The organism is Collinsella aerofaciens (genome assembly GCF_015555045.1).
In the GTDB taxonomy this organism is placed as follows: Bacteria; Actinomycetota; Coriobacteriia; order Coriobacteriales; family Coriobacteriaceae; genus Collinsella; species Collinsella aerofaciens_W.
The window spans coordinates 74,026-89,136 of the sequence record NZ_JADNJQ010000002.1 but is presented as its reverse complement, the minus strand read 5'-3'; the positions used below and the strand labels follow the sequence as shown (position 1 = coordinate 89,136).

Genomic DNA, 15,111 nt, shown 5'->3' with positions numbered 1-15,111 from the left:
GGCGGCATTTTTTATGCATCGCCCTTAAAGTTGTACCTTGCACTTTACGCTATCAAAGTGCTTGCTGCAAAAACGTTACTGGAGGGCATCTATGGCACCAGCACTGTCCGATTTTCAACCGCAACCAGCGCCTCAAGCTACCACAGCGGCGCAGACCGCTATAGGTGACGGTCTTGTCGCAGAAGCTCAGGCTTTTGCAGACGAGCTCGCTGCGTGGCGACACGATCTACACCAGATGCCCGAGCTCGGTAACAATCTTCCGCAGACGTCTGCCTATATCCAGGCACGTCTGGACGAGATGGACATCCCCCATACCACGCTCGTTGATGGTTCCTGCGTTGTGAGCCTTGTCGGCGCCGGTGCCGCCGCGGCCCAGGGCAATGGCGTCTGCGCGGACGAACAGGCCGGTACGGTTATTATGCTCCGCGGCGACATGGATGCCCTGCCCGTTGCCGAGGAATCCGGCGAGCCCTTTGCATCCACCAATGGCTGCATGCATGCTTGCGGTCACGATATGCACGCGACGGCGCTGCTTGGTGCGGCTCGTATGCTCAAGGCCCGCGAGGCCGAGCTTGTCGACGCCAATGCTACCGTCAAACTGCTGTTCCAGCCGGGTGAGGAGACCTTTGAGGGGGCACGCGCTGCCATCGCCGACGGTCTGCTGCAGAACCCACGCCCCCAGGCCGCCTTTGCCATGCATGTCAATAGCCAGTCGCCGCTTGGTCTGGTACTCTACGGCAGCCCGGCGCTCTCGGGCGTGTACGGTTTTCGCATCACGCTTCAGGGCAAGGGCGGCCATGGCTCGAGCCCCGAGATCTGCATCGACCCCATCACGGCCGGCGTCCATGTGCATCTGGCGCTTCAGGAGCTCATCTCCCGCGAGGTGCCGGCGGCCAAGGAGGTTGCGCTTACCGTTGGCAAGTTCGCCGGCGGTCAGGCCGCAAATGTCATCCCCGACACTTGTGTGCTCGAAGGTACGCTGCGCGGATTCGACGTCGAGCTCATGGAGCACCTCAAGACCCGCATCGCGGAGGTCGTCAACGGCGTTGCCACGACCTATCGTACGCCGGCCACCATCGAGACGCTCTCGGATGTTCCCCCGCTCGTGCTCGATGACGACATGACCCAGGCTTCGCTTGGCTATGTGGGTGCGACGCTGCCCAAGGCCGCCTTCCTGCCGCAGTTCCACGCCATGGCGAGCGAGGACTTCGCGTTGATCTCGAGTGAGATCCCGAGTGCGTACTTTACCGTGGGCGCTGCCGTGACTGATACGGACGAGCATTTTGCTCAGCATCATCCCAAGGCACGTTTTAGCGATGCCGAGCTTCCCCTTGGCGCCGCGGCTTATGCCGCCGTCGCTTTGGGCTACATCGCCGACCACCGGTAGCACCCAATCTTGCTACTCGTTTGTTTAAAAAGGAGCAGTATGTCCCAGCAGCGTAAGTTCTTCCCCGGCTGGCTCGTGGTGGCTTCCGGCTTTGTCATCATGGCCACGTGCTACACGATTTTCGTTAACTGCATGAGCCTGTTTCAGCCGCTCGTCGTCAGCGACCTGGGCATCACGCTTGCGCAGTACAACATCTCCAACGCCATCTCCACCGTGGTGAGCGTTATCGGCTCACTTGTGATCGGTCATGTTGCCGATAAAGTAAGCGGTCGCGTTTTGGGCTCCCTCACTGTAATCGCCACCTCTGCCGTTCTTGCCGGCATGAGCTTTGTCGGTGAGCTGTGGCAGGTCTACGTGCTCTTTTCTGTTTGCCCCGTTCTGTTTGTGGCCGCCCTGGAAGCCGAATGGATGCTCGTACCATCATTCGGTTTCCAAGGCGGTCACGGGCCTACGAAATGATCCGTTTTCCTCCGTCCCCAACAGATCACGTGATCCGAAGGGGACGGAGGAAAACGGGTCACAAACAGCGGCGGCGCATCTGGCCGAACGAGTCCCCATACCCTCGTTCGGTCAGACGCGCCGCCGCGTTGCTGCTTTGTGCCGTATAATGTCCACTATCTATGACGCGATACAAAAGAAAGGTGTTTGCCCATGCAGGCACAGAAGGCGGAGGGAACCCGCGACCTTATCGGCGCCGAGATGCGCGCCTGGCAAAAGATGCAGCAGATTGCGGCCAGCGTATTCGAGCCGTTTGGCTTTAAGCCCATCGAGACGCCCGCGATCGAGCAGGTGGACGTGTTTGTCCACGGCATCGGCCAGTCGACCGACGTCGTGCGCAAGGAGATGTTCCGCGTGTTTAGCGGCGCCAACCTGGAGCGCGTCTTTACCGAAGGCACCGATACCAAGCTCAAGCCTAAGCAGCGTCTGGCCCTTCGTCCCGAGGGCACGGCCGGTGTGGTGCGCGCCGTCGTGGAGAACAACCTGGTGCCCCAGGGCTCCACGCCGTTTAAGGCTTACTACGCCGAGGCCATGTTCCGCGGCGAGCGTCCCCAGAAGGGCCGCCTGCGTCAGTTCCACCAGGTGGGCATCGAGTGGCTCGGCGCTCCCGATCCGGCTGCCGACGCCGAGTGCATCATCATGCTCATGGAGTTCTACAAGCGCCTGGGCTTCGATCTTTCCAAGCTTCGTCTGCTCATTAACTCGATGGGCGATGCCCAGTGCCGTCCGGCCTATCGCGAGCAGGTCAAGCAGTTCATTCTCGATCACGCCGACGAGATGTGCGACGAGTGCCGCGAGCGCGCCGAACTTAACCCGCTGCGCGCCTTCGACTGCAAGAACGACCACTGCCGCGAGATCATGGCCGAGGCCCCGCTGATGGGCGACAACCTGTGCGACGAGTGCCGCGAGCACTACGAGCAGGTCAAGCGTTATCTGGATGCCGCCGGCATCGAGTATGTCGAGGATCCCACCTTGGTGCGCGGCCTGGACTACTACACCCGCACCGTTTTTGAGGTCGAGGCCCCCGGCGCCGGTGTCGGCTCCATCGGTGGCGGCGGTCGCTACGACGGCCTGGTCGAGCTCGAGGGCGGCAAGCCTACGGCCGGCGTCGGCTTTGCTGTCGGCTTTGAGCGCGCCCTGCTGGCCCTGCAGGCTTTTGGCAGTGACCTGGGCGCCGATGAGACCCCGTGTGTCTACGTCGCCAACGCCGGCAAGGAGTTGCGCCAGAACGTTTTTGCCATTACGCAGGAGCTTCGCGCTGCAGGTATCGTGACCGAGGCCGACTACCAGGGTCGTTCGCTCAAGGCTCAGTTTAAGCAGGCCGACAAGGTGGGCGCTAAGCTCATCCTAGTCCTGGGCGGCGACGAGCTCGCCGCCGGCAAGGTCAAGGTACGCGACATGCAGAGCCATGACGAGGTCCTCGTCGATCTGGCCAACGTGGTCGAGGCGGTTCGCGAGCGCCTGTAGCGCATGATTTTTGAGCTGTGGACTCACTAAAAAGTTCAGCTCATGGAGAGCGATTGTTACGGGGGTGTTTCGCTTTTATGCGGAATGCCCCCGTTTACGTATGCCGCCCACCGAGAAATACGACCATTTAGGGCAAAAACCTTTGCAATGCAGAAAATACTTTTGTGTGGTAAAGCGCAATCAGTGTCGAAAGTATTTCTCAAGCGCCTATAATGAATACCGCATGTTACGTGCATAGAAGGAGGAATGGGAGGAAACGTGGCTGAGAACCTAAGCAACCAGTCTGTACCCGAAGCCGCGGCGCGCGTCGCTGCCGTGGTCAACCGCCTCGTTAACCGAATCGGCTCGAATGCCGAGTCCAGGGAGCGTCTCGCCGAGATCGAGATCCCCGAGGAGCTGCGCGACAATCTGGCGCTGTTCTTGCGCCTGGAGCGCCGTGTGCTTAGCGAGTATGATCCCGAGATCGCGGACCTGTTCGACAAGATTTTGACAGCCGAGATTGTGGTCAATGCCGGCAACCCCGGTACCTGCGCTGCCGACGAAGCCGTCGACGAGCAGGGCGTGCCCACCGCCGACGAGCCCACTGCCGTGGCATTTCGTGAGGTCGTCGATTTGATCGACAGCCTGCCGCTCGATAAGCAGCAGGTCATCGTTCGCGCCTTTACGAGCTTTTTCCATCTGGCAAACCTGTCGGAGGAGAACTACCGTGTGGCGCAGCTGCGCGAGCGCGAGGCCGGTGCGTCGACCGATACCGAGGTCGATCCTGCCAACGAGCTTACCGTTGCCTATCACCAGCTGGTGAATGAGCTGGGTGTCGAGGGTGCCAACGAGCTGCTCGACAAGCTCGAGTTCCACCCTGTCTTTACCGCACATCCCACCGAGGCCCGTCGTAAGGCCGTCGAGGGCAAGATCCGCCGTATCTCCAACCTGCTGGAGGAGCGTCCGCGTCTGGGCGGCTCCGACCTGGTGGAGAACGAGCGCCATATGCTGCAGGAGATCGACGCCCTGGTGCGTACGAGTCCCATCGCGCTCAAGAAGCCCACGCCGGTCGAGGAAGCCGATACCATCATCGACATCTTCGATAACACGCTGTTCGACGTTATCCCCGTTATCTATCGTCGTTTTGACGATTGGGTGCTGGGCGACAAGGCCGGTACTGTGCCGCCGCTGTGCCCGGCGTTCTTCCATCCCGGCAGCTGGATCGGTTCCGACCGCGACGGTAACCCCAACGTCACCGCCAAGGTGAGCCGTGAGGTCGCCGCCAAGTACTTTACGCACATGGTGCTCAAGCTCGAGGACAAGTGCCGCCACATCGGCCGCAACCTCACGCTCGAGGCTACCTACAGCAAGCCGTCGGCCGAGCTCATTAACCTGTGGAACCATCAGGTCGAGATGAGCCCTCGTTACACGGCCCGCGCCGAGCTGATCTCCGAGCACGAGCCGCATCGCGCCGTCATGCTCGTCATGGCCGACCGCCTGAACGCCACCGTCCGTCGTATCACCGACACCATGTACCACAGCGCCGACGAGTTCCTGGATGACCTGCGCGTCGTCCAGCGTTCGCTGGCCGCCTGCGGTGCCGTCCGTGCTGCCTACGGCCCGGTCCAAACCATCATCTGGCAGGTCGAGTCCTTCGGCTTCCATATGGTCGAGATGGAGTTCCGTCAGCACTCCGTGGTGCATGCCCGCGCCCTTAAGGATATCCACGAGAACGGTATCCATGGCGACCTGCAGCCCATGACGCGCGAGGTCATCGATACCTTCCGCGCTATCGGCTCCATCCAAAAGCGCTACGGCAAGAAGATGGCGCACCGCTACATCATCTCGTTTACCAAGAGCGCTCAGCATGTGGCCGACGTCTTTGAGCTGGCGCACCTGTCCTTTGCACACGAGGAGGATGTCCCCGAGCTCGACGTGATCCCGTTGTTCGAGCAGCTCGAGGACCTCGAGGGCTGCGTCGACGTGCTCGATCAGATGCTTACGCTGCCCGTGGTGCAAAAGCGCCTTGCCCAGACCAACCGCCGCATGGAGGTCATGCTGGGCTACTCCGACTCCTCCAAGGATGCCGGTCCTACCACGGCCATGCTCGCGCTGCACTCCGCGCAGGAGCGTATCGCCAAGTGGGCCGAGAAGAACGATATCGATCTGGTGCTCATGCACGGTCGCGGCGGTGCCGTGGGCCGTGGCGGCGGCCCGGCCAACAAGGCCGTGCTGGCGCAGCCCAAGGGTTCGGTCAACTGCTTCTTTAAGCTCACCGAGCAGGGCGAGGTCATCTTTGCCCGTTACGGCAACCGCACGCTGGCTCAGCGCCATGTTGAGTCCGTTGCCGCTGCAACGCTTTTGCAGTCGGCCCCGAGTGTCGAGAAGACCAACACCGAGACCACGCAGAAGTTCTGGGATATGGCCGAGAAGCTCAACGCCGCAAGCCACGAGCGCTATCTGGACCTGCTGAACACCGAGGACTTTACACCGTGGTTCTCGACCGTGACGCCGCTGACCGAGGTCGGCTTGCTGCCGATCGGCTCGCGTCCCGCCAAGCGCGGCCTGGGCGCCAAGTCGCTCGACGACCTGCGTACCATTCCGTGGATCTTCAGCTGGAGCCAGGCGCGCATCAATCTGGCCGCTTGGTACGGCCTGGGCACCGCCTGCGAGCAGTTGGGCGACCTTGACCAGCTTAAGGCTGCCTACCAGGAGTGGCCGTTCTTCCGCACCTTTATCGACAACATCGAGATGTCGATCGCTAAGACCGATCAGCGCATCGCCAAGATGTATCTGCACCTGGGCGATCGGCAGGATCTGTCCGAGAAGGTCTTCACCGAGATGCAGCTCACGCGTAAGTGGGTCCTTGCCATCGTCGGTGACGAGTGGCCGCTGCAGCGTCGTCGCGTGCTCGGCTGCGCCGTTCGTGTGCGCAACCCCTACGTCGACGCCCTGTCTATCGCCCAGGTCCGCGCCCTTCGCGAGGTGCGTATGAACCAGGACGAGATGGCCGAGGAGAAGAAGGCCGAGTACATGAGCCTGATTCTTTCGACTGTGACCGGCGTCTCGGCAGGTTTGCAAAACACGGGGTAATCGATAGCCCTGTGGCTCTCACCGGGACCCGACGGGTTTCCCTCTGAATGCGTCCTCGCACTTGAAGCCCCCTTATCCTGCTCTTTCAGAGCTGCGGATAAGGGGGCTTCGTGCTGCGGAATGCATTCAGAGGGAAACCCATCGGGTCCCTTCGCCCTCGGTCTTCAGGGATTAAAGCTGATGATAATAAAGTGCGCTTCGCGCCTCGCGTCTTATCGATTGGGATTGAGATGCATGTGGCGCTTCTCGCCTTACGACTGTTGCGGCCGCGGTCCCGTTTGGGGTCGCGGCCGTTTTGTTGTGGGTCAAATATGAACGTTGTGTTAATGAGTCGGTGGACGGTGGTGTTTTTCGGTGAGCGGCGTATCCTTCCAACGGTTTATCTAGTGTGTCAGTTTAAAGGAAGAGGGCGCTCGTCATTGTTTGAATGTGAACTGCCGTTTGACCACAAGACGTTGCATCTGGAGCTCGAGGATAAGAACTTCGCGGGTGTGATGGAAGGTCATCAAAACGAGTTTAAGACCACAAAATCGCAGGAAGAGCTGGTAGAGGAATCGCTTGCCAACCCTTATGGCTCGCCTTCGCTCGAGGAGCTTTGTGCTGGCAAGAAGGATATTGTCATCATTAGCTCCGACCATACGCGTCCCGTTCCCTCGCGTGTGACGATGCCTATTCTGCTGCATCACATCCACTCCGCTGCGCCTGAGGCGCGCGTTCGCATTCTTGTTGCTACGGGTATGCACCGTCCGTCGACGCACGAGGAACTCGTCAATAAGTATGGCGAGGAGATCGTTGCCAACGAGGAAATCGTCATGCATGTTGCGACTGACGACAGCATGATGAAAAAGATCGGCACCCTGCCTTCTGGCGGCGATTGCATCATCAACAAGATTGCCGCCGAATGCGACTTGCTGCTTGCCGAGGGTTTCATTGAGCCGCACTTCTTTGCCGGTTTCTCCGGCAGCCGCAAGTCCGTCCTGCCCGGCATCGCCAGCTACAAGACCATCATGTACAACCACAACGGTCAGTTTGTGAATGATTCCCACTCGCGTGCCGGCAACCTGTGCCACAACCACGTGAGCGAGGACATGTTTGCCGCTGCCGAGATGGCTCACCTTGCCTTTGTGCTTAACGTGGTACTTAACGGCAAGCACGAGGTCATCGGCTCCTTTGCCGGCGACATCCACAAGGCGCACGAAGCTGGCTGCGAGTTCGTGAAGAGCCTTGCCGGCGTTGAGCCCGTCGAGTGCGAGATTGCCGTCACCACCAACGGCGGCTACCCGCTCGACCAGAACATCTACCAGGCTGTAAAGGGCATGTGCTCTGCCGAGGCCACGCTTCCCGAAGGCGGCGTGATTATCGACGTTGCCGGTTGCGCCGACGGTCACGGTGGCGAGGGCTTCTATCACAACATCGCCGACAACGATCCGGCAGAGTTTGAGCGCGCCTGCATCGATCGTCCCAAGGACGAGACCCTGCCCGACCAGTGGACGAGCCAGATTTTCGCCCGCATCCTGGCACATCACCCTGTGATCATGGTCACCGACCTGTGCGATCACCAGATGATCAAGGATATGCACATGACGCCGGTCAACACCCTCGAGGAGGCGCTCAAGCTCGCCTTTGAGATGAAGGGTGCTGACGCCAAGGTTGCCGTCATTCCCGATGGCCTGGGCGTTGTCGTCGCGCAGCACTAGCGCGCGGCCTAAACGAATCGTTTATAACCGACAAGAAAGATAAGGTTTTATGCTTACCAAACTCCTCTGCGAATTCGGCGCAACGGCCCTCATGATCATCTTTGGCGTGGGCGTGCACTGCGATACCGTGCTCAAGGGCACCAAGTATCAGGGCTCCGGCCACATGTTTGCCATCACCACCTGGTCCTTTGGCATCTCGGTCTGCCTGTTTGTCTTTGGCGGCGCCGTGTGCATGAACCCGGCTATGGTGCTTGCCCAGTGCATCGTCGGCCTGGTGCCGTGGAGCAGCTGCATCCCCTTCATGATTGCCGATATGCTCGGCGGCTTTGTGGGCGCCGTAATCGCTTGGCTTATGTATGCCGATGAGTTCAAGGCTTCCGATGGCGTCGTCGATCCCATTGCCCAGCGCAACATCTTCTCGACCAACCCCACCACCGAGGGCACGAACTATGCTCGTAACTTCTTCTGCGAGGCTATCTGCACCTTTGTGTTCATCAGCGCCATCCTTGCTGCCGCTAACCGCGCCGGCGAGAACGTTCTGATGCTCGCTATCTGCGTCGGTCTGATCGTTTGGGCTGTTGGCATGGGCATGGGCGGCATCACCGGCTTCGCCATGAACCAGGCTCGTGACCTTGGTCCTCGCATGGCCTATCAGGTGCTGCCGATCAAGAACAAGGCTGACAATAACTGGAAGTACGGCCTGCTCGTTCCTGGCATCGCTCCGTTTGTCGGTGCCGCTCTGGCTGCACTGTTTGTGCACGGTTTCTTGGGCATGTTCTAGTCTGAGGCTACATAGTTGTCCGCTGGCCGCATGGGGTAACTTCCCAGCGCGTCCTCGGACATGCAAAAAGGCTCGCTGCGCACTTCGTGCGGCGAGCCTTTTTGCGTCCTGCGGAATGCGCTGGGAAGTTACCCCATGCGGTCAGCTGCGGGGTCTTTGTTGCGTTCGTACAAGCAACCCAACATATATATCTGAATTTGGATGGGAGGGGCTTGTTGCTGGTAGGGGCGTTGGGCTGTTGTTGATACTTTGGGATGGATTGTGCTTTGGGTTGGGGCGGAGCTTTGGGATGAGGGGTTTACTTAGTTGAAGAGGGGCTTTATGGCCGAGAGGTAGTCTTTGGCTACGTCGGCTTTATCTGCTTGGAAGTTGTGCCAGGCCCACCATTGGACCATTCCTACGAAGCTTGAGGCTATGTGGTGTAGTAGGAAGCTGCGGTCCATGGTGCCGGCGGGGCCGTTTGGGTCGGTAGGGACGGTTTCGGCTGCTCGGGCCATGATGGTCTTGCGGAGGCTGTCGGCGAAGACGCGTGAACCGGCGCCGGCTACCAGTGCCCGTACACCCTGACGGCGTTCCCAGAGGTTGTTGAGGATATGCTCGACCTGTACGAGCGGGTCGTCGAGGGGTGTACCGTCATCGTCGAGGGCATGGGTGCAGATATCGCGCACGAGTTCAGCGAGCAGGTCATCTTTGCTTTTGAAGAGGCCGTAGAACGTGGCCCGACCTACGTGGGCGCGAGCGATGATGTCGCCGACGGTGATCTTGCCGTAATCTTCCTCGCACAGGAGCTCGGAGAACGCCGCAACGATGGCGGCACGGCTTTTTGCCTTGCGGGCATCCATGGCTATGCGTCCGCGTGAACGAGCAGGCAGCGGAGCGTGCCGGAGCAACCCTCGTAGGGGCGTTTGCCGGCGCCGTAGCCGACGGCTTCGATGCGGTAGCGTGAGGGCAGTTGGTCGGACGTGCGCAGCGCGGTGACGATGGCGGCGCCCGTCGGCGTCACGAGCTCGCCGGCGACCGGTGCAGGCGTGAGGGCGATATTGCCTGCCTGGCACAGGTTGACAACAGCGGGGACGGGAATGGGCATGAGGCCGTGGGCGCAGCGGATGGTTCCGTGGCCCTCGGAGAGCGACTCGACCACGATATCCTCAATACCCAGGTCGTCGAGGCAGATGGCGACAGAACAGACGTCGACGATGGAGTCGACGGCGCCCACCTCGTGAAACAGGACGGTGTCGGGCGTTTTGCCGTGAGCCTTGGCCTCGGCAGCAGCGAGTACGGAAAAAATGGCGAGGGCACGACGCTTGGCGCCATCGCATAGCTGCGAGCCATCGATGATGGCGGTGACGTCGGCTAGCGAGCGGTGATGATGGTGGTGGGTGTGGTGATGATCCTCGTGCTCATGGGCGTGGCCCTCATGGTCATGCTCGTGGCAGTGCTCGTGTTCGTGCTCGCTATGATCATGATGGTGGTGCTCATGCTCGTGCGTGTGCTCGGCAGCTGCTTCGTTGCCGTAGAGCCAGGCCATGTCGTGGTCGTGGTTCTCGAGCCCCTCTGCAAGCTGGACGTCGAAATCGCAGGCGTCGATGCCATGCTTGTTTACGCGCGTCACGGCGATCGAAAGGCCGTCGACCGGCAGCGTGGCGAGCTGTTCGCGTAGGTGCTCCTCGCTGGCGCCCAGGTCGAGCAGGGCCGCGACGGTCATATCGCCGCTGATGCCCGAGGTGCCATCGATGATAAGCGTGTGCTGATGGTTAGACATGGAATGCTCCTTAACGGGCGCGGGGTGTGCCGGCGCTCAGATGATTGATAAGACTTGCCTGGTATGCGGCACCAAAGCCATTGTCGATATTGACGACCGAAACGCCGCTGGCGCAGGAGTTGAGCATGGCGAGCAGCGCGGCTACGCCACCAAAGCTCGCACCGTAGCCCACGCTGGTGGGAACGGCAATGACCGGACAGCTCACCAGGCCGCCGACAACGCTCGCCAGCGCGCCTTCCATGCCGGCGATGGCGATGACCACCTGTGCCTGGGCAAGCTCCTCGGCATGCGCGAGCAGACGGTGCAGGCCGGCGACACCTACGTCGTAGAGGCGATCGACCTCGTTGCCATAGAACTCGGCCGTCACTGCCGCCTCTTCGGCGACGGGCAGGTCGCTCGTGCCGGCGCAGGCGACGACGATGCGTCCGTTGCCGGTGGGGGAGGGCTTGCCTCCCACGAGGGCGAGCTGTGCGTCCGGGGCATATCCCAGGTCGATGCCGTTGTCGAGGAGCTCCGAGGTGCGGGCTGCCTTTTCGGCGTCCAGGCGCGTGACCAGGATGCGCTCCTGGCCGGCATCGCGCAGTGCTTCGATAATGGCGGCAACCTGCTCGGCGGTTTTACCGGCGCCGTAGACAACCTCGCCGGCTCCCTGGCGCACCCCGCGCGAAAGATCGAGCTGTGCAAAACCCAGGTCGGCGGTTGGCGCCGTCTGGATGCGCGTGAGGGCATCGGCAGGGGCGACTGCTCCGCCGGCAACATCGCTCAGCAACTGCTCAAGATCTCGCTTATCCATATATGTTCCCTTCGACGGCGCAAAGTCTAGCACTCAAAGGGTATGTTTCCGAACACTAAGACAAAATTGTTCGGAAACTATAGGACAGACTGATTCAATTGTTAGACGGATCGGCTAGTCGCGCAGGATGATGTCCATGGCGAGCATCAGGTTGCGCTCGTCGATGGCAAACGGGGCGGCCTCGCGCGTCTTGGGCTTGGCGCAAAACGCGATGCCCGTGCCCGCGGCCTGAATCATGGGGATGTCGTTGGCGCCGTCGCCGATCGCGACGGTGTGGGCCATGTCGACACCGCACTCAACCGCCCAATCCAGCAGCTGGATGAGCTTGGACTCCTTGGTCACGATGTCTGCCGCCAGCTTACCGGTGAGCTTGCCGTCCACGACCTCCAGGCGGTTAGCGAGGCAAAAGTCGATGCCCGCGGCGGCCACGATCTTGTCGGCGACCTCGTGAAAGCCGCCGCTTACCACGCCGACCTTCCAGCCCTTGCTGTGTGCCGAGCGCACAAGCTCCAGCGCGCCGGGGGTAAACGTCACGCGCTCAAAGGTGCGCTCGAATACGCTCTCATCCAAGCCGGCAAGCAGCCCCACGCGTTCCTCGAGCGCCTGCTTAAAGTCGAGCTCGCCGCGCATGGCGCGCTCGGTGATCTGCGCTACCTGCTCGCCCACGCCGGCCTCCTCGCCCAACAGGTCGATGACCTCCTGGTTGATGAGCGTGGAGTCGATATCCATAACGATGAGGCGTGCGGTCATGACGGGCCTTTCCGAGTGCGGTTGTATTGGGGCACATTGTCGCACGCCGCGCGCTTGGGCGACGGCCAGGCCGCGTCAATTGTTTCGTCTCCGTCAAGTCTTTGGGCAAGAGCTACTTTTTCGCGGCACATCGACGCGGGTGCGATAAGATAGAACGCCATGCCCGGCTGCGCGGTTTACGCAGGCTGGGCAAATCTGTACGACGCCGCCCGGAACGACACGGGGCGGCACAGATCCATAAAGGAGGATCACTGGTATGAGCCAGACCCGTCCCATCGATGAGCATTCCATGCACACCCGTACCTGCGGCGAGCTTCGCTTCGAGAACGTGGGCGAAGAGGTCACCCTCACCGGTTGGGTGAGCCGTCGCCGCGACCACGGCGGCCTTATCTTCTGTGACCTTCGCGACCGCGAGGGCATCACGCAGCTCACCTTCGACCCCGAGCACTCCGACGGCGATGCCTTTAAGATCGCCGAGACCATGCGTCCCGAGTGGCCCATCAAGATCCACGGCGTCGTGCGCGCTCGTGGCGAGGAGACCACCAACACCAAGCTCGCGACCGGCGAGATCGAGGTCCTGACCGACCACGCCGAGGTACTCAATACGTCCGTCACCCCGCCGTTCCAGATCGAGGACGGCATCGAGACCAGCGAGGACACCCGCCTGCGCTATCGCTATCTGGACCTCCGTCGTCCCGAAATGATGGCCAACCTCAAGCTGCGCTCCGACTTCACCTTTGCCATTCGCGAGGCGCTGCACAACCGTGAGTTCATGGAGGTTGATACGCCCTCCCTGTTCAAGTCCACGCCCGAGGGCGCCCGCGACTTCATCGTCCCCAGCCGCATCCAGCCGGGTAACTTCTACGCCCTGCCGCAGTCCCCGCAGCTCCTGAAGCAGCTGCTCATGGTCGGTGGTGTCGAGCGCTACTACCAGGTTGCCAAGTGCTTCCGCGACGAGGACCTGCGTGCCGACCGCCAGCCCGAGTTCACTCAGGTCGATATCGAGATGTCCTTCGTGGACCAGAACGATGTCATGAGCGCGCTCGAAGAGGTTCTTGCCGATGCTTTCGGTCGCATGGGCGTCGAGATGCCCACGCCGCTGCGCCGCATGAACTACTGGGATGCCATGGACACCTATGGCTCCGACAAGCCCGATACCCGCTATGGCATGCACCTGGTCGACCTGACCGACATCTTTGCCAACTCCAAGTTCAAGGTCTTTGCGACTGCCGCGAACGAGGAGGGCTCTGTCGTCAAGGCCATCAACGCCAAGGGCGCCGGTGCCTGGGCACGTGCCAAGATCGATAAGCTCGCCGGCGTGGCCTCCACGTTTGGCGCCAAGGGCCTGGCCTGGATCGCCTTCCGCGAGGACGGCTCCATCAACAGCCCCATCGTCAAGTTCTTCTCGGACGAGGAGATGGCTGCTCTGCGCGAGCGCATGGACGTCGAGCCTGGCGACCTCGTGATGTTCGCCGCCGGCCCGCGCCTGCTCTCTGACGAGATCCTGGGCGGCATGCGTTCCCACATGGCCAACGCACTCGAGATCAAGCGTGAGGGCCACGACTTCCTGTGGGTCGTCAACTTCCCGCTGTTCCACTGGGATGAGGACCGCAAGGCCTACGCTGCCGAGCATCAGCCCTTCACGCTGCCGACCGAGACCGACATCGCCAAGATCGAGGCCGACCCGCTGGCGGCCGGTTCTTGCACCTACGACTTTGTCATGGACGGCTTTGAGGCCGGCGGTGGCGGTATGCGTATCCACAACGCCGAGATGCAGATGTCCATGCTCAAGCTCCTGGGCTTTACCGAGGAGCGCGCCGAGTCGCAGTTCGGCTTCCTCATGGAGGCCCTCAAGTTTGGTGCGCCCCCGATGGGCGGTTTCGCTCTGGGCCTGGACCGCGTGTGCATGCTGCTCACCGGTTCCGACTCCATCCGCGACGTCATGGCGTTCCCCAAGACGGCCAGCGGCTCCGACCTCATGTCGGGCGCCCCGAGTGCCGTTAGTGGCGCCCAGCTCAAGGACGTCAGCCTGCGCCTGATGTAGGCGAGTGGCTACATATTGCCCGCAACGAGGGAAGGACGCGTGCCTTCCCTCGTTTTTTGTGAGACGGGGGTGCGCCGGTAACGTACAATAACTACCACGTGGCTGGGTTTGCCGGCCGAATGTGCGATGTCGTGGGAGGGGACATGGTCGAGTTTACAAAGACGATTAAAGATCCGTTGGGATTACATGCCCGCCCGGTTGCGCTGCTCTATGACATCATTGCCAAGCATCGTAGCGACGTGTCAGTCAGCATCGGCGATCGCCACACGGATGGCCGCGATGTCATGGGACTCATGGCCCTCTATGGTGAGTGCGGCGAGAGCGTCGTCTTTCGTGTTTCGGGCGTAGACGAGGCTTCCTGCGTTACGTCGATCAGAAACCTCTCGCTCTAAGCATGACGGGGCGCGGCAAAGGACAGCTCTTTGCCGCGCCTTTTTGTTTTGTTTCGTATAGGAAACTTTTTCGAAATCTGAATGGGGACCCTTTCCAAAAAGTTAACCACGTGTTAGTTTACTAAAGCGAACATAGACGTGGTTAACTTTTATCGCGTCGATGTTAAGGACGAACTGACGTTAGGAGCTACTCATGTCTTGCGGACCGCAGATGCCGGCCATGCCGCTTTCGATGGTAAAAGCGGGCGAAACCGTGCGCGTGTCTCGTGTAAAGGGCAATGAGGACATGAAGCACCACCTCAAGGACCTCGGCTTTGTCGAGGGCAACGAAATCCACGTGGTGAGCTCGAGTGGCGCCAATATCATCGTCACGGTGCTGGGCGCACGCTTTGGCATCGATTCCAAGGTGGCCATGCACATCATGACCGTCGGTTAGTTCGCAGCATTTGATAAAAACCGAAAGGGGGA

General features: G+C 60.9%; 13 protein-coding genes. 9 read left to right on the top strand and 4 right to left on the bottom strand.

Features of this window, described 5'->3' with window-relative positions; all coding sequences use genetic code 11:
- Positions 1-91 precede the first annotated feature (91 nt).
- The 6 genes from I2E45_RS01665 to larD all read left to right on the top strand — a co-directional run bounded on the left by I2E45_RS01665 (position 92) and on the right by larD (position 8,902).
- Entirely contained in the window at positions 92-1,387 is a 1,296-nt protein-coding gene (locus I2E45_RS01665; protein WP_195443964.1) for a M20 family metallopeptidase, read from the top strand.
- 39 nt (positions 1,388-1,426) lie between these two features.
- Entirely contained in the window at positions 1,427-1,846 is a 420-nt protein-coding gene (locus I2E45_RS01660) for an MFS transporter (RefSeq protein WP_195443962.1), read from the top strand.
- Between the two features lie 192 nt (positions 1,847-2,038).
- Positions 2,039-3,352, top strand: a complete 1,314-nt coding sequence (gene hisS / locus I2E45_RS01655) for a histidine--tRNA ligase (protein WP_195443960.1) — start codon at positions 2,039-2,041, stop codon at positions 3,350-3,352.
- 258 nt (positions 3,353-3,610) lie between these two features.
- Complete coding sequence (locus tag I2E45_RS01650; RefSeq protein ID WP_369831629.1) at positions 3,611-6,424, top strand: phosphoenolpyruvate carboxylase; 2,814 nt, start codon at positions 3,611-3,613, stop codon at positions 6,422-6,424.
- A gap of 419 nt (positions 6,425-6,843) precedes the next feature.
- Entirely contained in the window at positions 6,844-8,121 is a 1,278-nt protein-coding gene (larA, locus tag I2E45_RS01645; RefSeq protein WP_195443958.1) for a nickel-dependent lactate racemase, read from the top strand.
- A 49-nt stretch (positions 8,122-8,170) separates the two neighbouring features.
- Positions 8,171-8,902, top strand: a complete 732-nt coding sequence (larD, locus tag I2E45_RS01640) for a D/L-lactic acid transporter LarD (protein WP_117790214.1) — start codon at positions 8,171-8,173, stop codon at positions 8,900-8,902.
- Between the two features lie 302 nt (positions 8,903-9,204).
- Here the strand turns inward: larD and I2E45_RS01635 are convergent, their stop codons facing one another.
- The 4 genes from I2E45_RS01635 to serB all read right to left on the bottom strand — a co-directional run bounded on the left by I2E45_RS01635 (position 9,205) and on the right by serB (position 12,207).
- Complete coding sequence (locus tag I2E45_RS01635; protein ID WP_195443956.1) at positions 9,205-9,744, bottom strand: TetR/AcrR family transcriptional regulator; 540 nt, start codon at positions 9,742-9,744, stop codon at positions 9,205-9,207.
- A 2-nt stretch (positions 9,745-9,746) separates the two neighbouring features.
- A complete protein-coding gene (larC, locus tag I2E45_RS01630; RefSeq protein ID WP_195443955.1) occupies positions 9,747-10,664 on the bottom strand; it encodes a nickel pincer cofactor biosynthesis protein LarC in 918 nt (305 codons plus the stop codon).
- A 10-nt stretch (positions 10,665-10,674) separates the two neighbouring features.
- Complete coding sequence (larB, locus tag I2E45_RS01625) at positions 10,675-11,457, bottom strand: nickel pincer cofactor biosynthesis protein LarB (protein ID WP_195443953.1); 783 nt, start codon at positions 11,455-11,457, stop codon at positions 10,675-10,677.
- 114 nt (positions 11,458-11,571) lie between these two features.
- Entirely contained in the window at positions 11,572-12,207 is a 636-nt protein-coding gene (serB, locus tag I2E45_RS01620) for a phosphoserine phosphatase SerB (protein WP_117563673.1), read from the bottom strand.
- Between the two features lie 256 nt (positions 12,208-12,463).
- Between serB and aspS the strand changes: the two genes are divergently transcribed.
- The 3 genes from aspS to I2E45_RS01605 all read left to right on the top strand — a co-directional run bounded on the left by aspS (position 12,464) and on the right by I2E45_RS01605 (position 15,079).
- Positions 12,464-14,251 (top strand): aspartate--tRNA ligase, encoded by a 1,788-nt coding sequence (gene aspS, locus I2E45_RS01615; RefSeq protein ID WP_195443951.1) that lies wholly within the window; start codon positions 12,464-12,466, stop codon positions 14,249-14,251.
- Between the two features lie 143 nt (positions 14,252-14,394).
- Positions 14,395-14,643 (top strand): HPr family phosphocarrier protein, encoded by a 249-nt coding sequence (locus I2E45_RS01610; RefSeq protein WP_195404046.1) that lies wholly within the window; start codon positions 14,395-14,397, stop codon positions 14,641-14,643.
- A gap of 193 nt (positions 14,644-14,836) precedes the next feature.
- On the top strand, positions 14,837-15,079 hold the full coding sequence (locus I2E45_RS01605; RefSeq protein WP_022094360.1) for a FeoA family protein: 243 nt from the start codon (positions 14,837-14,839) through the stop codon (positions 15,077-15,079).
- Positions 15,080-15,111: the final 32 nt, after the last annotated feature.